The sequence below is a fragment of the Devosia polycyclovorans genome (genome assembly GCF_042181575.1).
GTDB lineage: Bacteria > Pseudomonadota > Alphaproteobacteria > Rhizobiales > Devosiaceae > Devosia > Devosia polycyclovorans.
Genome location: NZ_CP170082.1, coordinates 645,796 through 665,233, shown reverse-complemented (window position 1 = coordinate 665,233; position 19,438 = coordinate 645,796). Strand labels below are relative to the sequence as shown.

Genomic DNA, 19,438 nt, shown 5'->3' with positions numbered 1-19,438 from the left:
ATGCCGTCTAGACGGCGATGTCTTCCAGATTGAGCGAGTCCGCCAGGCTCGTCCGGTCGAGCACGGCGCGGGTCGCCAGTGTCACCCGCTCGAACACATGTCGGATTTCGCAGGACCCTTCGTCCTGGCAGTCGACGCATTTCTTGTAGGCGATTTTTGAAAGGCAGGGCAGCGGCGCAATCGGCCCGTCGATCAGCCGCAGCACCTCGCCATAGGTGATTTCTTCGGGCGCCTTGAGCAGTTCATAGCCCCCCATCCGCCCGCGCCGCGAATTGACGATGCCGGCCCGCTTCAATTCGAGCAGGATCTGTTCGAGGAATTTCTTCGGGATCGCCTGATCCTTGGAAATCTCACCGATCATCCGGCTCTGCCCCCTGCCGGCCCGCGCCAGCGATACCAGTGCCCGCAAGGCATATTTGGCCTTTTGCGAAATCATTCACTCCCCCCCGGGGCGCTCTTCGCCCTAGTCCTTCTTTTCCGGCTCGACCGTCGGCACGGCCTCACCCGCCTCTGGCTGCTCCGCGTTAGCCTCGTCTGTCCCGTCCGCCTTGCCCGGTTCATCCGGGGTGTCACCACCAACAGCTTGGGGTCCATTCTCGCCCGTTTCAGCGGTGTCAGCGGTGTCAGCGGTTTCGCCAGGCGCCTCACTGGCGGTCACTTGCTGATCTTCTGGTGCCTGGGCGGGCGGCACGACGACCTCATCGATCTCAGCCGGGGCCTCGCCCACAAGGGGAGTTTCGACAATCGGTTCGATCACCGCAGGGGGCACAGCATCCTCTGCACTCTCCGGCGGCGTTTGCGTGCCCTCGATCGGCAAGGCTGCGGCCTCGTCCAGTGTCGCTTCGACAACAGCAATCTCCGCCGGTGCGGCCGTGCCATCGTCTGCCCCAGGCCCTCCAGTCGCGCCATCCTCCGCCGGCGCGGCCTCAGAAGTTCCTTCGCTCAGCGCCGCTTCCGTCAGGGCCGCACCGATGGCTGCATTGGCCAGGATGTTTTCGGCCGTGGGCAGCTTTGCGTCATCGGGCATGTCGTCGCCCGGCCCTTTGCCGCTGGCATCGCTGCGCAGATAGGCCAGAATGCCCCGGCCGATTTCCTGCTCACCACGAATGATCGTGGTGGCGCCCAAATTGCGCAGAAAGCTTTCTTCCTCTTCGGAATAAGCCCGGCTGATAATGGCGATCCCGGGGTTGAGCTTGCGCCCGCTCTCGCACACCGTCCCCGCCTCAAAGCCGTTGGAAATGGCAACGAGCAGCGCCTTGGCCGCCCCCAGATTGGCCAGCTTGAGCACGTCTTCGCTGGCGGCATTGCCAAATACAACCTCAAAACCCTCGGCCCGTGCCGCAGCCACGTCATGGTCAGAATCCTCGATCACCACCAGCCCACCCCCGTCGGCCTTGATGCCGGCTGCAACGATACGACCGACCTGGCCATAGCCCACCAGCACCGTATGACCGGTCTGCTGCGAAGGTTCGCCAGTGTCATCATCAGCCCCGTGGGCGCCGCGATCCACCGCACCCTCCCTGGGGATGTCGGTTGTAGCCGGGCCCGCGGCTGCCCTGGAGGGCTCCATCCGCACGGCGGACACCGGCTCTGCGGCGTCCCCGCGGCGTGCCGCGACCCGGGCTTCCAGCCGCGGCTTGATCAGATCGAGCACGAAGAATACCACTGGATTGAGCACGATGGAAATCAGTGCGCCGGCCAGAATAAGGTCCTGTCCCTCGGGCGGCAGAATGGCCAGCGCCACGCCCATGCTGGCAAGAATAAAGGAGAATTCGCCGATTTGTGCCAGCGACGCTGAGATGGTCAAAGCGGTGGAGACAGGTCGCTTGAACAACACCACGATCCAGAACGCGGCAAGCGACTTGCCAACGACAATGATGAATACTGTCGCCAGAACCAGAAGCGGCTGGGTGACGATGATGGTGGGGTCAAACAGCATGCCCACCGAGACAAAGAACAGCACCGCAAAGGCATCGCGCAGCGGCAGGGTTTCCTGTGCCGCACGGTGCGACAGCTCGCTTTCAGACAGGATCATGCCAGCAAAGAAGGCGCCCAAGGCCAGCGACACGCCAAACAGTACCGATGACCCCAGGGCAACGCCCAGCGCAATGGCCAGCACGGCGAGCCGGAACAGCTCGCGGCTTCCGGTGTGGGCAGTGCCATGCAACGCCCAGGGGATGACCCGTCGACCCACCACCAGCATGAAGCCGACAAAAGCCGCGACCTTGAGCACGGTCAGGCCCAGAATGCCCCAGATGCCGATATCGATGCCAAGCAGCCGGGTCACGAAGGACACAAAGGGATCGTGCAATCCCTCTGCGCCATTGATGCTGGCAATGGCCGGCACCATGACCAGCGCCAGGACCATCGCCAGGTCTTCAACAATCAGCCAGCCCACCGCAACGCGGCCACGCTCGCTTTCAACCAGGCGCCTATCCTGCAGCGCCTTGAGCAGCACCACGGTGGACGCTACCGACAGGGCCAGGCCAAACAGGATCGACCCGAAAAGGCTCCAGCCCAGCAAGAGGCCGAGCCCGGCACCCAGTAGTGTTGCAAAGCCGATCTGCACCATGGCGCCGGGAATGGCCAGCGCCCGGACGCTCATCAGGTCTTTGAGGGAAAAATGCAGGCCCACGCCGAACATGAGGAGGATCACCCCCAACTCTGCCAGTTCCAGGGCCAGTTCCTGATCCGCCACGAAGCCCGGCGTAAAGGGGCCCACGATAATGCCGGCGAACAGATAGCCCACCAGCGGCGGCATGCGCAGCCGGTTGGCCACCATGCCGAAAATATAGGCCAGCACCAGACCCGCGACGACCGTTGAGATCAGGGGGGTATCATGATACATGAACGTCTCCGGGGCGCGAGGCTATGTCGATAGAAACAATGGAGTATTTTTTGCCGGTCGCGCAAGCTTTCCCTGCCAATGCCATATCAGCCATCGGACAGGTCACGCGCCAAGCTCTATAGATCAGGTCAAGTATGGTCGAACTTTGACTCGGCGCTTGGCAAAATCAAGATTAGACACCGCCATTCGAGCATAGCTCTCATGGCCTTCGGGGCTTGAATGGCTCCGCCGGAGCCATGCATCCGACGCGCGGACCGCCCCTCAGCTCACAATCGTGATCTTCTCTGCCGCACGCGTGATCCCGGTATAGAGCCAGCGCGCCCGCTCCTCGCGGAATACGAAGCTCTCGTCGAACAGATACACATTGTCCCACTGGCTGCCCTGCGCCTTGTGGACCGTGAGGCAATAGCCGAAGGTGAACTCGTCGAACTGGCGCCGCTCGGGCCAACTCATGGCATCTTCCTCGCCCGAAAAGAATGCCTTGTGGGTCAATACCCGCGCCTCGCCCTTGCCCTCGTCATCGGCCAGCAGCAGGCTCCATTTCCCGTTCGAGCGCCGCGTCGCATCGGTGACGATCCAGATCTGCCCATTGAGCAGGCGTTTTCTAGGGTTATTCCGCAGGCACACCATTCGGTCGCCAACCACCGGCTCGTGGAACGGCAGGCCCTTCAATTCGCGTAAGCGGTCATTATAGGTCAGCCGCGTCTTGTTGCGGCCCACCAGCACCTGGTCGGCTTCCAGCACCGCATCACGGTCCACCTTGTCGCGCCCCACCACCAGCGACTCGCCATAGCGGCCATGTTCGAGATAGCCCCCTTCGCGCACCGCCATGGAGAGCTGGATGATCGGGTTGTCTGCCGCCTGCCGATGGATTTCGGTCAGCATGATGTCGGGCTCGGTATTGATGAAGAAACCAGCCCCCTGTACCGGCGGCAATTGGAACGGATCACCCAGCACCAGCACCTTCACCCCGAAGCTCAAAAGGTCGGCACCCAGTTGCTCATCCACCATGGACACTTCGTCGATGACGATGAGATCAGCATCGGCCGCCGGGCTTTCCGGGTCGAGCACAAAGCGCGGCTCGCCCTCCTTTTCGCTGACCAGCGTATAGATCAGGCTGTGTATGGTCTGCGCGCCCTTGCAGCCCCGCTTGCGCATAACCATGGCCGCCTTGCCGGTAAAGGCCGCATATTTCACCGAGCGCACATCCTGCGCCAGATGCACGGCCAGCGTCGATTTGCCGGTGCCCGCCCAGCCGAACAGGCGAAACACCTGCGGGCCTTGTTTGTCCTTCAGCCAGGCCGACACCGCAACCAGAGCCGCATCCTGTTGCGGCGACCAGACCGGCGGCATCAGGCGATCACCGTCGAAACAGTCCCCACGCCCGCAATGCTGCCTTCGAGCACATCCCGCCGTCGCACCGCGCCGACCCCGGAAGGGGTGCCGGTCATGATCAGATCGCCAGCCCTCAGCGTCACCAGGCGGCTGAGAAAGGCAATGGTTTCTGGCACGCTCCAGATCTGGTCGCCGAGATCGCCGCGTTGCCGCTCGGCCCCATTGACTGACAGGCCGATCGCCCCGCTTGCCGGATGGCCAATCGCGCTTGCCGGCGCAATGGTGCCAATGGGCGCCGATTGGTCGAACCCCTTGGCCATGGTCCAGGGACGGCCGGCCTTCTTGGCCTCGGCCTGCAGATCGCGCCGCGTCATGTCGAGCCCGGCTGCATAGCCATAGACATGGTCGAGTGCTTCATGTTCGCCAATTGCCGCCCCATCCCTGCCAATCGCCACCACCAGTTCGATTTCGTGGTGCAGATCGGCTGTCTGCGGCGGATAGGCAATGGGCGCACCATCGATCACCACGGCGTCGGCCGGCTTGTCGAAAAAGAACGGCGGTTCCCGGCCATCATGGCCCATTTCCCTTGCATGCTCGGCATAATTGCGCCCCACACAATAGATGCGCCGCACCGGGAAAAACCCGCCACCCTGCACCGGCACCAGCACGGACGGCGGCGCTGCAAAAACCAGATCACCCACGCTTGAACTCCTCGGCATAGGGCCCGATCAGGTCAAGATCGACCTTGCCCAGCCGATCCTGTGCCGTAAAGGACTGGTGCCAATACGGATAAAGCAGCGGTGGGCGGCTCACTGCCTCGAGCCGGGCCTGCTCCTCATCGGAAAGCGCAAAGTCCGCCGTCGCGATATTGTCGGCAAACTGCTTCTCATTGCGCCCGCCAATGATCACCGAGGTGACGCCCGGCCGCCCCAGCAGCCAGCGCAACGCCACCTGCGCGCCGGAAACGCCACGCTCCTGCGCGATGGCCACGATGACGTCGATGACATTGTAGAGCTTGTCCCAGTCATAAACCGGCGGCTCGCGGAAACCGCCAACATGCCGCCCGCTCTCCGGCTCGCTGTCGCGACGATATTTGCCCGACAGGAGGCCACCGGCCAGCGGCGACCAGATCAGCATGCCCAGCCCCTGGTCCTGCGAGATCGGCACCAGCTCATATTCGGCGTCGCGGCTATGCAGCGAATAGTGGATCTGCTGGGAGACAAAGCGCGCATTGTGCCGCTGATCGGCCGAAGCCAGCGCCTTCATGATGTGCCAGCCCGAATAATTGGAGCAGCCGATATAGCGCACATGCCCGTGGCGGACGAGGATGTCCAGCGCCTCCATGGTCTCCTCGATGGGCGTCATCCCGTCCCATTCATGCACCTGGTAAAGATCGATCACATCGGTCTTGAGGCGTTTAAGGCTCGCCTTGCACTGCTCGATGATGTGATGGCGCGAAAGCCCCGCCTCATTGGGGCCCTGGCCCATGGGAAAGCGTACCTTGGTGGCCACCAGCGCCTTTTGCCGCCGCCCGTTCTCTTTGAGCACATCGCCCAGAATTTCTTCCGACACACCGGCATTATAGACATTGGCCGTATCATAGAGATTGATCCCGGCATCCAGGCACATATCCACTTGGCGGGCCGCATCCGCCGGACTGGTATTGCCGATTTTTTCCGATCCGCCAAAGGTCATGGTCCCCATGGTCAGGACCGAAACTTTCAATCCTGAGCGTCCGAGATAGCGGTATTCCATGGATTCCTCCTTTGTTCCGGTGCCAATAGGACTAAAGGGGGGTGGGGGTGGGGGTCAATTGGGGAGTGCGCTGTCGAGCCACAGCCGCACATGCATTTGGCCCGTCACAGCAGACTGGTCAAACGCGGTCGCTGTTAGCAGCGTGCTGCCAACGCGATGTCCTGCGTGCCGACCCGACTTTGGCGGGTAGTTAGGGTGTAAACCCTTTGCAGGACACTTCCATAGCGTAACCTTCTGATCTACTTTGAATCGTCGTGAGGGCTGGCGCTGATGGCATTGAAGCAGCAAGGTCGGTGTGTGTTCTGCGGCAACATAGGCCTAACCAAAGAGCACTTATTCCCGCAATGGCTTAGGGACCACCTTCCGTCGGATAATCAGTCACACCGAGTCACCCGAACAAGTTGGGATGGCCGGATGAATTTCGACGGCTTGGGCCATCTGAAAAGGTCCAAGGTTGAAAACGCACATCTCCGTATTGTGTGTGGTCGATGTAACAACGGCTGGATGAGCAAGCTCCAGTGCGACGCGCGACCGCTGCTTGAACCACTGATATCCGGGAATAGAAAGCGGATATTTCGGGCCACGGGTCGAGTACTCAGTGCGTGGGCGACGATGACCACCATGGTTGTTGATTATGCCGATCCACCGATGGTTAGTATCTCCGCAGACGATCGCCGTCATCTTATGGAGAGTGGCCTCCCGCCAGCATCATGGCGTATCTTCGCCGGTCAAATTGGAAGCGAACCCTACGCGTGGCATTTTGGGAAGGGTCGGGCGTTCTGGCATAGGGGCGCCGAGCTAATTGAGCCAAATTCTTCGCCGACCGGTGTATGCAATGCACAAGTAACCCTTTTGAAGGTAGGGGAACTGGTGTTTGTCTGCTCATCGTCGCATTATCGTGGTCGGCCTGCCAAAACGCTTAAGTTCGAGCGCCTCCCAAGTCTAATCAAGCTGTGGCCGACTCCTCTCGGAGGAGTACAATTGCCCGTCGAGACTTTCCAGCACAATGAAGCGAACAAGGTCATGGAAGCATTTATGGATCCGGGATCCGCTCAACTTACTTGGCTACCAGAATAACAATTGTAAGTTGCCACGCCACCGCGGGAAACAGCCGGTATAAGCCACACGGCGACACCGTTTGGACCCAACCTGCCCTGCCCCGAAAGCCTTCCCGTGCGGCCCAACTCCCTCCTCCTCCCCGTCCTGCTCGTCACCCTGGGCATGGTTTTTACCCAGACCGGGGCCAGCTTCGCCAAGATGTTGTTTCCGCTGGTGGGCGCAGGTGGCGCCACCGCGCTGCGGCTGACGCTCGCGGCTTTGGTGCTGATCGCCGTCTTCCGCCCCTGGCGCTACAAATTGGGCCCAAAGCAATGGCGCGCCGTCCTGCTCTATGGCGGGGCAATGGGCGCCATGAACCTCTTTTTCTACGCCGCGCTCGAACACATTCCCCTGGGCATTGCCGTGGCGCTCGAGTTTACCGGGCCGCTGGCCGTGGCGCTGTTCGGCGCGCGCAAGCTGGTCGATTTTCTCTGGATCGTGCTGGCCGTTTCGGGCTTTGCCCTCTTGCTGCCCTGGACCCAGACCGGCGGGGACATTTCCCCGATCGGTGTCGTGCTGGCCCTGTGTGCCGGGGCCTGCTGGGCGGGCTACATCGTCTTTGGCCAGCGCGCGGGAACAGGTGGCGGGGCCCATATAGCCGCGCTCGGTGTCGGCACGGCCGCCCTCATCGCCGTCCCCTTCGGCGTGGCCACTGCGGGCGCCAGCCTGCTCGATCCGGCGCTCCTGCCGCTGGGTTTGGCGGTTGCGCTCATGTCCAGCGCCATACCTTATGCCCTCGACATGGTTGCCCTGCCCCATATTCCATCGCGCCTGTTTGGTATTCTGATGAGCGGGCAGCCAGCCTTTGCCGCCCTTTCGGGCCTCGTCATCCTGGGCGAGGTGCTGACCATGGGCCAGGTTGCGGGCATGGCGGCCATCATCATCGCCTCGATCGGCGCCACGCTCACTATTGCCCGCCGGGTCCCGTCGCCCGAGGTCTTGGAATCCTGAACTGACAGGAGCATAGTCCCTGCCGCTACAAGTAAGAGGTCGGAAAAATGCTCTACGCCATCCTTTGCTACAATGAGGAAAATGTCGTTTCCACCTGGACCCAGGAGGAGGACGACGCCTGCATGGCGCGCCTGATGGATGTGCAGTCCGGCATGGCCAGCAAGGGCAAGCTCGGCCCCGTGGTACGCCTCTGGAACACCGGCGAAGCCAGGACGCTTCGCAAATCCAATGGTGAACCCACCGTGTTCGACGGCCCCTTCGCCGAGACCAAGGAACAATTTCTCGGCTTTTATGTCGCCGATTGCGAAACCATGGACGAAGCACTGGACTTTGCCCGCGAGCTGGCCAAGGCCAATCCCGGTCCCGGCTCCTATGAAATCCGGCCGCTGCGCTTCTTTGGCGACAACAAGCTCAAAAGCACCGAACTGCTAAGCGTCGCTGCCGAGTAGGAGATTATCGATCAACCGTGTCGTGCCCAGATGCGCGGCAACGGCCAGGAGAGCCCCGCGTGCACCCACTGTGGTGATGGCCCCGAGGCTCTCCGGGTCCCGCACCTCCCAATATTGCACCTTGATGCGCTCCGACTGCGCCAGCACGGCAAGGCCGATTGCGGCCAGCGCGGCCGCATCATGCTCACCAGCCGCATGGGCGGCTGCGACCGCTTGCAGGCTCTTATGGAGCAACGGCGCTGCCGCCCGGTCCTCTGCCGAGAGATAGACATTGCGCGAACTTAGCGCCAATCCGTCGGCTTCGCGCACGATCGGCCCACGCACAATGGTGACCGGCACGTTAAGATCGCGCACCATGCGCTCGATCACAGCACATTGCTGCGCATCCTTCTGCCCGAACACCGCCACATGGGGCTGCACCAGGTTGAAGAGCTTGAGCACCACCGTGGTGACGCCCCGGAAATGTCCTGGCCGCATGGCGCCGCACAGCGGCCCCGAGACCAGGGTTTCCTCCACGAAGGTCGAGGCACCCTCGGGGTACATGTCCTCGACCGATGGCAGGAACAGCGCATCCACCCCTGCTGCTTCGAGCTTTTCGATATCGGCCTCGATGGGGCGCGGATAGCGCGAAAGGTCTTCGTTCGGCCCGAACTGCAGCGGGTTGACAAAGATCGAGGCGATGGTGACCTCTGCCGCCTCGCGCGCCTGGGCCAACAGGCTCATATGCCCCTGATGCAGCGCCCCCATGGTCGGCACGAAACCAACCCGCTGGCTCGGGGCCATAGCAAGCCGCCAGGCCCGCAACGCCGCCTTGTCGCGCAAAATGATTGTCATGCGATGATGTCCCAGATCTGCCGGGCGATCTCGGCCTTGCTGCCCAGCGCCAGTTCGTGCCGCGCGCCCTTGGCTGAGAGCAGCACGCCCGCATTGGTGCCCACCGCAAAGCCAGTTTGCCCTTCTGCGCCCAGCTTGCTGACTTCATTGGCAAAAAGAAAATCAAGCCCCTTGGCCTTGAGCTTGCCCGCACCATGCTCTTCGACATTGTCGGTCTCGGCGGCAAAGCCAAGGAACCACTGGCCATTGGCCGCCTGCTTGAGGCTGCCCAGCACATCGGTCGAGGGGACCAGATCGAGCGCGATAGCGTCCGATGCGCGCTTGAGCTTGCTGGCTGATGGTGCGGCGACCGCATAATCCATCACCGCAGCCGTTGCGACGACGCCCGTCGCCCCGGCCAGTCGGTCGAGAGCCGCACGAGCCATTTCCTCGGCGGTCCGCACCTCAACCAGGTGCAACCGGCCCTCCGACCCGCGCGGCGGCTTGGGGCGGACAACGCCCTTGTCGACACCCAGCACATAATCCACCACCGCGCCGCGCCGCAGCGCTTCCTCGGCCATGGCCGCACCCATGCGGCCGGTGGAATGATTGGTGATATAACGCACCGCATCGATGGCCGTGATGGTGGGACCGGCCGTGATCAAAACCCGTTCATCCCGGAGGTCCTGGCCCCCCTCTGCGCGCAACGCCGCCTCGATGGCTGCAACAATGCTCGCCACCGGCGCCAGCTTGCCCATCCCCACCTCGCCACAGGCCAGCAGCCCCGAAGCGGGTTCCACCACCGTCGCGCCGCGCTCGATCAGCGTTGCAAGGTGCTGCTGCACAATGGGTTTTTCCCACATCACGGTATTCATCGCCGGGGCAATCAGCAGCGGCGCCTCGGTCGCCAGCGCCACTGTGGAGGGCAGATCATCGGCCAGCCCTAAAGCCAATCGTGCCAGCATGTTCGCACTCGCCGGCGCAAAAACCATCAAATCCGCCCACCGCGCAAAATCGATATGCTCCGTCCCTGAAACATCGGGCCCGAACTGCTCGGACCGCACCCTGCGCCCGCTGAGGGTCTCGAGCACCAGTGGCGACACGAACTCCCTGGCGCTCTTGGTCAGGATGCATTGGACCTGATGTCCCGCCTTGCCCAGCTCGCTGACGACATCGGCGATCTTGTAGGCGGAAATCGAGCCGGAAACGGCGATCAGAACATTGGCCATGACGTCAGTCGGCTCTCAGCACAAGCGGGATGGGTCCACGCTCGGCCTTGGTCTCGGCGACGTATTCGGCCACGGCCGTACGGATCACGGAGGCCACATCGGCCCGTGGCCTGGCGAAGCTGGGGGGCGGAGTAATGTTGAGCCCGATCAGATCGTTGATGACCAGCACCTGGCCGGCACAATCCTTGCCCGAGCCGATGCCGATAGTCGGGATGGTGAGGCTATGGGTAATCTCGGCAGCCAGCGCCGGGGTGACGCATTCGAGCACGATGGCAAAGGCACCCGCGGCCTCAAGCGCCTTGGCCTCCTCGCGCAGGCGCCTGGCCGAGGCCTCGTCCTTGCCATGCATGTAATAGCCACCCATCTGGTGCACATGCTGGGGCGTCAGGCCAATATGGCCGACCACCGCGACGCCATGCGCCACCAGCCGCTCAACCGTCGGAACCATACTGAGGCCACCCTCGATCTTGACCGCCTCGACCCCGGTTTCCTTGAGTACCCGCACGGCGTTGACCAGGGCCGTCTGCGGATCGGTCACTGCGCCGAAAGGCAGGTCGCACACCAGCAGGGCCCGCTTCGCACCACGTTTGACGGCAGCGGCATGGCGGATCATGTCATCGAGCGTCACCGGCAGTGTGGAGTCGTAGCCGAGGACCACATTGCCCAGGCTGTCGCCGATAAGGATCATGTCGGCGCCGGCCATATCGACCAGCGCGGCCATTGTGGCGTCATAGGCGGTGAGCATGGCCACGGTCTCGCCGCGCTGTCGCATGGCGGCGATGTCGCGAGTGGTCAGGCGCTTCGAGGGGGTCTGGGCTGACATGACAGCGATCCTCCAACCCTGCCGGGACCGATATGGTCCGGCCTTTGGCGAGGAAATAGGGCAATCCGAAGCGCCGTACCAGCCCTTCATTGGTGCTATGCGTTCGGCAGCTAGCGCCGCGGCACCGCCGAGCTGGCCCGGACCTCGCGCCACCGTCCCGGCGCAAGGCCCTCCAGCGTCCAGTCCGCAACGCGCCAGCGCACCAGCCGTAGTGTCGGCAATCCTACTGCCGCCGTCATCCGCCGCACCTGCCGGTTGCGTCCCTCGGTTATGATCACGGACAGCCAGTGATCGGGCACGCTCTTGCGAAACCGCACCGGCGGGTCGCGCGGCCAGAGTTCCGGCGGGTCGATCAACGCAACCCCGGCTGGTCGCGTGGGCCCGTCTTTGAGCGTCACCCCTTTGCGCAACTGCGCGAGCGCCTCTTCGTTGGGCTCGCCCTCCACCTGCACCAGATAGGTCTTTTCCTTGTTGAACTTGGGCGATGAGATTTGCGCCTGCAGCCTGCCGTCATCGGTAAGCAGCAGCAGGCCCTCGCTATCCTTGTCCAATCGCCCGGCCGGATATACCCCCTTTACCGGGACGAAATCGGCCAGCGTCTCCCCGGGGCCACCCCCGGTGAATTGCGACAGCACCCCGTAGGGCTTGTTGAACAGAATGAGGCGCGCCATCGGAACCAGAAAACACGAGCAAGCTTGCCCAGCCCGGCATGGCGGCCATGGAGACCAAAGTCAACGTATTGATTGGCGGACTGCCATGTCGCCCTACCTCGATCCGATCTGGGGCGACCGCCGTCAGGAACTGGTTTTTATCGGCATGGACCCGATGGACGAAGCAACCATCCGCCGCGAGCTCGATGCCTGCTTGATCCCGGCTCGCCAGTTCACTCCTGAGGACTGGACAAGGCTGCCGGACCCATTTCCGAACTGGCAGGCGGCTTAGCAGAGCTGCCGTGCTCTCGGCATGACCAGCCGCAAAGGCACCCCGCGCAGCGCTGGGCGCTTTGGCAAGGGCCCGATGCTGAGCCTGATCGGCACAGAGCCAAAACATGGCTCAGGGAACGCCGAATTCTGATCTGGAATCGCCAGCCGCTGGAACGCGCTGTAAGGGGCATGACCGCCTCGGCTACATCGCCGGGTACAATTCCCGCCCGAAACGTCGAATATTCAATGAAATCAATGGAGTGTGAATGGCGGAGAGAGAGGGACTCTACCAATGCGAACAAAAAGTGCTGGAATTCTGCGCTTTTTGAACAGCGCCAATATGAGGTTGTGTACCAATGTTGCGTCTCAATAGCAACGGCAAGTTGTAGGTTTCAAAGGCTGAGTTGGGGCCGCTACCGGACCGGCAACTCTCGGCACGCGAGTAACTAAAGCGGACTTCTTCCGTCTTCAGCGTCGTCGTGTCGCGACCCTTCCTCTGCGAAACGACGGCGCGATCTGACTATATGATCCCGCATCGCGTTTTCGGCCGCCCTTGCGTCCCTGGCCACAATGGCCTGAACGATCGTAAGATGCTCGACTATTGCGTCTGCAATCACCGTGCGTGGCTGCGAGAGACGGAACAGATGCACGTGGACATGGAGCGCAGCCAGTGCGTCCGCGATGACGCCATTGCCGCTTGCAGCGGCAATCTGGCGATGAAAGGCCTCGTCCAGTCTGGAAAAGCGGGCATAGGCCTCTGGTGTATGGGCGGTGCTCTCAGCCTCCATCTGTTTCGCCGCGGATAGAAGCTCGTCTCGCGCCCCAGCGCTGATCCGCTCGGCCGCAAGCGTCGCAAGGCGCGGTTCGGTGAGCAGGCGCAGTTCATAGATTTGGTCGAGCCGGGCCCGGTCCATGGGCGGGGCGACCCGATAGCCGACCAGATGAACTTTGACCACAAGGCCCTGCGCTTCGAGACGTGCCAGAGCTTCGCGAACCGGCGTCTGCGATACATCAAGTGCGCGCGCCAAGCCATCGACCGACAGCTTGGCGCCAGAGGCGATGCCCTGTGTCATGAGTTGATCGTAGAGGCGGGAATAGACCTCTTCGGCCAGTGCGCCCGGACGCTTAATGCCGACCAGCGAGTTCATATTGCGGGGAACCTCAGCTTGACAGTGAAGCAAGCCTAGCACCAGAATGCGGCTAGATCAAATATCCTATAGGATTTTGAATGCCGCGCTTTGATGCCGATCTTTTGTGCCGAATGAGCTCAGGCATTCTGCAGCACGCAGGTGTGCCCAAGGGGCATTCGGCGCTGCAGACCGCGCTGTTGCTGGAGGCCGAACTGCGCGGCGTGCCCTCGCATGGCCTGTTGCGGCTGCTGCGTATTGTCGAGCGCATCGGCAATGGCGTCATCGATCCCGGGACAAGTGGCGCACACGAATGGCGGCGCGAGGCTTTCCTTTCGGTCGATGGGCTGAAGGGTCTCGGTCCGGTAGTCGCCGACCGGGCGCTGACGTTGATTTCCGAGCGGGCCCGCCAGACCGGCATAGCCCTGGCGGCGGTGCGCAATTCCAATCACATCGGCATGCTGGGCTTCTATGCGGAGCGGCTTGCAAAGGCAGGCCAGACCGCGCTGGTGTTCTCGACCAGCGAAGCACTTGTTCATCCCTGGGGCGGGCGGCAGGCCCTGCTTGGCACCAATCCCGTCGCCATCGGCGTACCGACCGAGGCAGAGCCTTTTGTGATGGACACGGCCACCAGCATCGTCTCCATGGGCGAAGTCCATGACCATGCCAATCGCGGCGCGCCCCTCCAGCCGGGTTGGGCGCTGGATGAAAAAGGTGACCCGACCACCGATGCGCAGGCCGCAAAGTCAGGCGCGCTTGCGCCCTTTGGCGGCGCCAAGGGCTATGCCCTGGGCCTGGCCTTCGGGCTCCTGACGTCGAGTCTGACCGGCGCGGCGCTGGGGCGCGAGGTGCGCGGAACCCTCGATTCTCATGCCCTATGCAACAAGGGCGACCTGTTTATCGTCATCGATGGTCCCAATGCGATGCTGGCCGAATATCTTGCGCAACTGCGCGATGCCGAGCCGGCAGATGGCTTTGAGCGGGTGCTGATCCCGGGTGAACGCGGGCGCGCCTGCCGTATGGAGCGGCTGCGCAACGGTATTCCGCTGGCGGACCGCGTATGGGCCGATCTGCAGCGTCTGGCGAAGCAGGCCGGAATAAAGGGAGACTAGCGACATGGACAGACAATTTGGCGTCGTCCGGGCGCCGTACAATCTGGTGTTCGGGGCCGGCCAGCGCGTTGCCCTGCCGAACTATGCCAAGGCACACGGGAAGTCGGCCCTGTTGGTCACCGACGAGCGAATGGCGGGCGAGCCGGCATTTGCCGAAATGCGCCAGGGCGTCGAGGCAGCAGGGCTTGCCGTATCGGTGTTCAGCGGCACGCTGCCGGAACTGCCGGCCGCGTGCCTGGCAGCAGGGGTAGACGCCGGACGGGCCGCAGGCGCCGACCTCATCATCGGTGTCGGGGGTGGCAGTTGCATGGATGCCGCCAAGATCATTGCCCTGTTGCTCGCCCATGGCGGCGAGATCGCCGACTATTATGGAGAGTACAAGGTTCCCGGTCCCGTCCTGCCTCTGATCGCCCTGCCGACCACGGCGGGGACTGGCTCCGAAGTCACCCCCGTGGCCGTGGTCTCGGACAAGAACCGGGCGGTCAAGGTCGGGATCGCCAGTCCATACCTTATTCCCCATACCGCCATCTGCGATCCGGAACTGACCTATGGCTGCCCGCCGGGCCTGACCGCCGTTTCGGGGGCAGATGCCCTGACCCATGCGATCGAAGCGTTCACCACGGCGCGGCGTGTGCCGACCGGGGTCACCGTCCACGAGCATGTGTTCCTGGGCAAGAATGTCCTGAGCGACCTCTATGCGCTCGAAGCAATCCGCCTGATCGGCGGCAGTCTTAGCAGGGCGGTTCGCGACAGCGCCGATCACGCGGCGCGGGCCGACATGATGCTGGGTGCCACGCTCGCCGGCCTGGCCTTCGGCACCGCCGGCACCGCCGCTGCCCATGCCATCCAGTACCCGGTGGGCGCCCTGACCCATACGGCCCATGGTCTGGGCGTGGCCGCGGTGATGCCCTATGTCATGGAGTTCAACCAGCCCATGGCGACGGCTCCCATGGCCGACATCGCAACGGCATTGGGTCTGCCAGTCGACGGCCTCACCCAGGCGCAACGCGCTGCGGCTGCCGTTGACGGCGTGGCAGCGCTATTCGCCGAGATTGGCATTCCCCCCAACATCAAGGCGCTGGGCATGAGCGAGGACAAGCTGGGCTGGACGGCCGAACAGGCACTGGCCGCGACGCGACTGATCAAGAACAATCCCCGACCGCTCGATGCACAGTCCATGGCCATGCTGGTCGCGGCGGCCTATCGTGGCGACCGTGAGATGCTGCGCCATTCCCTATCCGAACAAGAGGCAATCTGAATGACCGTGCACAAGCCAATTCAGGGCCGGTTGAGTTTCGATCCGGACCGCATTCCCACTGACCTGTTCATCGGCGGCGCGTGGCGCAAAGGTCGCGGCGGCGACCCCATCGACGTGTTTGACCCATCCTCGGGCCAGGTGATCTCCCAGGTGGCCAATGCCAGTGTCGACGATGCGCTTGGGGCCGTTGCCGCCGCCCATGACGCCTTGCCCGGCTGGGCCGCGACAGCGCCGCGCAAGCGCAGTGAAATTATCCGCCGCTGCTTCGAACTGATGATCGATCGCAAGCAAATGCTGGCAGAACTGATCTCGCTTGAAAACGGCAAGGCGCTGAGTGACGCTCAAGGCGAGGTGATCTATGCGGCCGAATTTTTCCGCTGGTTTTCCGAGGAAGCCGTGCGGCTCAACGGCGACGTCTCCATCGCGCCCAGCGGTGCTAATCGTATCCTCGTTCAGCACCAGCCGATCGGTGTCGCGGTGCTGGTGACACCGTGGAACTTTCCGGCGGCCATGGCAACTCGCAAGATTGCTCCGGCGCTGGCCGCTGGCTGCACCTGCGTGTTGAAGCCGGCGACGGAAACCCCGCTCACCGCTTACGCCCTGGCCGAGATCTACAAGGAAGCCGGCGTGCCCGACGGGGTAGTCAACGTCATTACCACCGCCAAGGCGGGTGCCACCGTCAGTGCCATGCTGCATGACCAGCGCGTGCGCAAGCTGTCGTTCACCGGCTCCACCGAGGTCGGGCGCCGCCTGCTGCGCGAAGCGGCCGACACCGTTATCTCCTGTTCCATGGAGCTTGGCGGCAATGCGCCCGTGATCGTCTTCGACGACGCCGATCTCGAGACGGCGCTGGACGGGGCCATGCTGGCCAAGATGCGCAATGGCGGTGAAGCCTGCACGGCTGCCAATCGCTTCTATGTTCAGGACGGCATAGCCGAAGCATTTTCCAAGGGCCTGGCCAAGCGGATGCAGGCGCTCAAGGTCGGACCGGGTTACGATGCGGCAACCCAGTGCGGCCCGCTGATCAACAAGGAAGCGGTCACCCGCATCACCAGTTGGATCGACGAGGCCGTGGAGGCGGGGGCCACTCTATTGGCGGGCGGCTCTGCCCAGGAGGGCGAAGGCTATTATCTGGCGCCTACAGTGCTGTCGGGCGTGCCGGCGGATGCCACCCTGGTGCGAGAGGAAATTTTCGGGCCGGTGGCACCTATTGCCACCTTCGAGACCGAAGAGGAGGCTATCGCACTCGCCAATGATACCGAATATGGCCTGATCGCCTATGTCTTTACCGGTGATCTCGCGCGCGGCCTGCGCGTTTCGGAAAGGATCGAATGCGGCATGGTTGGCCTCAACCGGGGCCTAGCCTCGGACCCGGCTGCGCCGTTCGGTGGCACCAAGCAGAGCGGTCTCGGCCGCGAAGGTGCCCATCACGGCATGCTGGAATTCTGCGAAACAAAATACATCGCGGTGAACTGGTAGCGTGTTTCAGGCGCGGCCGCTCTCGGCGGCGGCCCGCCGCTGAAATTGTGATCCGATCTCGAAATGCTGCATCAGCAGCCGGTCGGCCGCATCGGCATCGCGTGCCACAACGGCGTCGAGCAATTGCTGGTGGTGCTCGATCAGGTAGGCATCTATGCCGTCCAGACTGGTGATGCGTTCGCGCCGTTCTAAGTGGGAACGCTGCAGCAGCACGGCAATTGCCGCATGCAGGCTCGCCAGAGTGGGGGCATGCGCAGCCGCGATCAGGGCCGCGTGGAAGGCAAAGTCCGCGTCGCCACCAATCTCGGGATCCTTCACGGTTTCCTCGATGCGCTGCAGCGCTTGGCGCAAAAGCTGAAGATCGGCAGCCGTGGCCCGTGAGCAGGCCAGGCGGATGGCCTGGCGCTCGATAGCGATGCGCGCCTCCATAACGTCCTCGACCACTTCAGACTGCTGGGCGAGCATCATGGTGAAAAGGTCGCCTAGCTCGCTAAAGCCTGGGCGGCGCACCACGCTGCCCGATCCTTGGCGGACTTCGATCACGCCAATCGCCGCAAGCCCCCGCAGCACTTCTCGGATTACGGGTCGGCTGACACCCAGCCGCGTCGCCAGTTCCCGTTCGGGCAGCAGGCGATCGCCGGCCTTGAGCTGACCAGACAGCAATTGCTCGCGCACAAAGGCGAAGACCATCTCGTAGCCCCGTGCTTCGGTCTCGCCCGCTCGTGTCAGCCCTGCATTCATGTCGTGCCCCAAAATTGTCCCTCCGCAATGAGCGCCGGTCCGGGCCCTGTCAAGCCGCCGCGCATCCGGTCAACGACTCCCTTGTCAAATTGGTAATACCACGGTATGAACACTTCGACAAAGAGGAGACGTCCCATGAGCGAAACCCTTTCGGCAGCCGGCCTGACGATTCCCCATCGCAAGGCGATCGGCATGGCCTGCGACCATGCGGGCTTTCCGATGAAGGGGTTTGTTCGCGAACTTCTGGCGCAGCATTGCGACGAGGTCATCTCGCTCGGCGCAACGTCCGAAGAACCGGTCGATTTCCCTGACGTCACCCGGGCGGCCATAGACCTGATCCTCACCGGAAAGGCCGAGCGCGTGGTGCTGGTTTGCGGAACGGGGGCCGGGGCCTGCATTGCGGCCAACAAGATCGCAGGGATCCGTGCCGCGGTCGCCCATGACACCTATGTGGCCCGCCAATGCGTCGAGCACGACGACGTTAATGTCCTGTGTATCGGCGCCTGGATCGTTGGGCCCCAGATCGCCGCCGATGTGACGCGCGCCTTCCTGGCCGCTGAATTCAGCAGCGAACCGCAATTCCGCCGCCGCGTCGAAAAGCTCGCCGAGATGGACCGGGCCCGAGGCGCCTGAACGATATTTAACAAAGGGAGGGTGTCATGGACGCCAACAAACGCAAAAAAATTCTGGATACCGTGGCCAAGCTGAGGGTGACCGATATCCGTGATGGGATGGACTGGGTGGGGCTGCATCACGTGGGTACGGTCGACCCCGAGATTCGGCCTCTCTACCGCACCAAGGCTGCCGGCTTTGCCCAGACCTACAAGCATATCCCCACGCAGATCCGGGTTCCGGAACTTTCGCCGGCAGATTACACAAAGTGGGCCTACGAATATTGGTATGGCCAGCTCTGGAACATGGGTGATTTCCGCGAGCAGGTCGGGGAGGGCGACTTCCTCGTCATTGACACGCTGGGGCAGAAGACACCGGCTATCGGCTCGATGGATTCCATGGTTTGGGCGGCGCGGGGCGTCAAAGGTGTTCTCACCAATGGCGGGGCCCGCGATACGGACGAGCAGCTCTATCAGAAGGCCATGCCCTGCTGGCACCGCTGGGTCGTCCAGCCCATGTATCAGGGCCGGGTCGAATTCGGTGAGCCCAATTCGACGGTCGAGATTGGCGGTGCCACGGTGCGTCCGGGTGATCTGGTCGTGGCGGATGGTGACGGCGCGATCGTGGTGCCACAGGACGTCATCGATGACGTGCTATACTACGCCAAGCAGGAGTCAGAGAATGACCGCTATGACCGGTCAATGCTGTTCGAGGCGCTCGGCATTGCGCCGGACGAATCGACCCAGTCCATGTTCCCCGACATGCCGCCGCACCCCTACAGGAAGCAGCGGGAAGACTTCATGAAGCGCCTCGGCAAGAAGTAGAGCTAAGCCGGACTGGTCGGAAATGGAGGCGCCCCTGGGGCGCCTCTTTCTTGGCGTGGGA

General features: G+C 62.9%; 17 protein-coding genes and 2 pseudogenes. 8 read left to right on the top strand and 11 right to left on the bottom strand.

Annotation, left to right across the window (positions count from 1 at the left end; translation table 11 throughout):
• Positions 1-7: 7 nt before the first annotated feature.
• The 5 genes and pseudogenes from ACE4RL_RS03395 to ACE4RL_RS03375 form a co-directional block, all read right to left on the bottom strand.
• Positions 8-436 carry an RrF2 family transcriptional regulator gene (locus ACE4RL_RS03395; protein ID WP_375599124.1) on the bottom strand — a complete coding sequence of 143 codons (429 nt, stop codon included), beginning with the start codon at positions 434-436 and terminating at the stop codon, positions 8-10.
• Between the two features lie 645 nt (positions 437-1,081).
• Positions 1,082-2,848 (bottom strand): annotated as a pseudogene (locus ACE4RL_RS03390) (cation:proton antiporter); the annotation flags it as partial.
• Positions 2,849-3,109: 261 nt separating this feature from the next.
• The gene (locus ACE4RL_RS03385; protein WP_375599123.1) at positions 3,110-4,201 is read right to left on the bottom strand and encodes an ATP-dependent RecD-like DNA helicase; all 1,092 of its coding nucleotides are present in this window, start codon (positions 4,199-4,201) and stop codon (positions 3,110-3,112) included.
• On the bottom strand, positions 4,201-4,902 hold the full coding sequence (locus ACE4RL_RS03380; protein WP_375599122.1) for a fumarylacetoacetate hydrolase family protein: 702 nt from the start codon (positions 4,900-4,902) through the stop codon (positions 4,201-4,203). Before ACE4RL_RS03380 ends, ACE4RL_RS03385 begins: the two co-directional genes overlap by 1 nt.
• Positions 4,877-5,938, bottom strand: a complete 1,062-nt coding sequence (locus tag ACE4RL_RS03375) for an aldo/keto reductase (RefSeq protein ID WP_375599121.1) — start codon at positions 5,936-5,938, stop codon at positions 4,877-4,879. Before ACE4RL_RS03375 ends, ACE4RL_RS03380 begins: the two co-directional genes overlap by 26 nt.
• Before the next feature lie 1,173 nt (positions 5,939-7,111).
• On the opposite strand from ACE4RL_RS03375, the gene ACE4RL_RS03370 reads away from it, so the two are divergent.
• The gene (locus ACE4RL_RS03370; protein ID WP_375599120.1) at positions 7,112-7,987 is read left to right on the top strand and encodes an EamA family transporter; all 876 of its coding nucleotides are present in this window, start codon (positions 7,112-7,114) and stop codon (positions 7,985-7,987) included.
• Positions 7,988-8,034: 47 nt separating this feature from the next.
• The gene (locus tag ACE4RL_RS03365; protein ID WP_375599119.1) at positions 8,035-8,436 is read left to right on the top strand and encodes a YciI family protein; all 402 of its coding nucleotides are present in this window, start codon (positions 8,035-8,037) and stop codon (positions 8,434-8,436) included.
• On the opposite strand, the gene panC is transcribed toward ACE4RL_RS03365, so the two are convergent.
• The 4 genes from panC to ACE4RL_RS03345 form a co-directional block, all read right to left on the bottom strand.
• The gene (panC, locus tag ACE4RL_RS03360; protein ID WP_375599118.1) at positions 8,416-9,270 is read right to left on the bottom strand and encodes a pantoate--beta-alanine ligase; all 855 of its coding nucleotides are present in this window, start codon (positions 9,268-9,270) and stop codon (positions 8,416-8,418) included. The two genes, ACE4RL_RS03365 and panC, sit on opposite strands and share 21 nt — an antisense overlap.
• Complete coding sequence (gene coaBC, locus ACE4RL_RS03355) at positions 9,267-10,478, bottom strand: bifunctional phosphopantothenoylcysteine decarboxylase/phosphopantothenate--cysteine ligase CoaBC (RefSeq protein WP_375599117.1); 1,212 nt, start codon at positions 10,476-10,478, stop codon at positions 9,267-9,269. Before coaBC ends, panC begins: the two co-directional genes overlap by 4 nt.
• 4 nt (positions 10,479-10,482) lie before the next feature.
• On the bottom strand, positions 10,483-11,301 hold the full coding sequence (gene panB, locus ACE4RL_RS03350; protein ID WP_375599116.1) for a 3-methyl-2-oxobutanoate hydroxymethyltransferase: 819 nt from the start codon (positions 11,299-11,301) through the stop codon (positions 10,483-10,485).
• A 110-nt stretch (positions 11,302-11,411) separates the two neighbouring features.
• Positions 11,412-11,972: a pseudouridine synthase gene (locus tag ACE4RL_RS03345; protein ID WP_375599115.1), complete on the bottom strand. Its 561-nt coding sequence runs from the start codon at positions 11,970-11,972 to the stop codon at positions 11,412-11,414.
• 79 nt (positions 11,973-12,051) lie between these two features.
• On the opposite strand from ACE4RL_RS03345, the pseudogene ACE4RL_RS03340 reads away from it, so the two are divergent.
• Positions 12,052-12,243: pseudogene (locus ACE4RL_RS03340) on the top strand (GTP-binding protein); the annotation flags it as partial.
• Between the two features lie 427 nt (positions 12,244-12,670).
• Here the strand turns inward: ACE4RL_RS03340 and ACE4RL_RS03335 are convergent.
• Positions 12,671-13,372 carry a GntR family transcriptional regulator gene (locus tag ACE4RL_RS03335; protein ID WP_375599114.1) on the bottom strand — a complete coding sequence of 234 codons (702 nt, stop codon included), beginning with the start codon at positions 13,370-13,372 and terminating at the stop codon, positions 12,671-12,673.
• Positions 13,373-13,452: 80 nt separating this feature from the next.
• Between ACE4RL_RS03335 and ACE4RL_RS03330 the strand changes: the two genes are divergently transcribed.
• Genes ACE4RL_RS03330 through ACE4RL_RS03320 form a run of 3 tightly spaced genes read left to right on the top strand, consistent with a single transcriptional unit; the run spans position 13,453 to position 17,200 of the window.
• Entirely contained in the window at positions 13,453-14,463 is a 1,011-nt protein-coding gene (locus ACE4RL_RS03330; protein WP_375599113.1) for an Ldh family oxidoreductase, read from the top strand.
• A 4-nt stretch (positions 14,464-14,467) separates the two neighbouring features.
• The gene (locus tag ACE4RL_RS03325; protein WP_375599112.1) at positions 14,468-15,721 is read left to right on the top strand and encodes an iron-containing alcohol dehydrogenase; all 1,254 of its coding nucleotides are present in this window, start codon (positions 14,468-14,470) and stop codon (positions 15,719-15,721) included.
• On the top strand, positions 15,722-17,200 hold the full coding sequence (locus ACE4RL_RS03320) for an NAD-dependent succinate-semialdehyde dehydrogenase (protein WP_375599111.1): 1,479 nt from the start codon (positions 15,722-15,724) through the stop codon (positions 17,198-17,200).
• Positions 17,201-17,206: 6 nt separating this feature from the next.
• On the opposite strand, the gene ACE4RL_RS03315 is transcribed toward ACE4RL_RS03320, so the two are convergent.
• Positions 17,207-17,941: a FadR/GntR family transcriptional regulator gene (locus ACE4RL_RS03315; protein ID WP_375599110.1), complete on the bottom strand. Its 735-nt coding sequence runs from the start codon at positions 17,939-17,941 to the stop codon at positions 17,207-17,209.
• Between the two features lie 192 nt (positions 17,942-18,133).
• Here ACE4RL_RS03315 and ACE4RL_RS03310 point away from each other — a divergent pair, with 192 nt between their 5' ends.
• The gene (locus ACE4RL_RS03310; protein WP_375600229.1) at positions 18,134-18,574 is read left to right on the top strand and encodes an RpiB/LacA/LacB family sugar-phosphate isomerase; all 441 of its coding nucleotides are present in this window, start codon (positions 18,134-18,136) and stop codon (positions 18,572-18,574) included.
• 26 nt (positions 18,575-18,600) lie between these two features.
• Positions 18,601-19,377, top strand: a complete 777-nt coding sequence (locus ACE4RL_RS03305; protein ID WP_375599109.1) for an RraA family protein — start codon at positions 18,601-18,603, stop codon at positions 19,375-19,377.
• Positions 19,378-19,438: the final 61 nt, after the last annotated feature.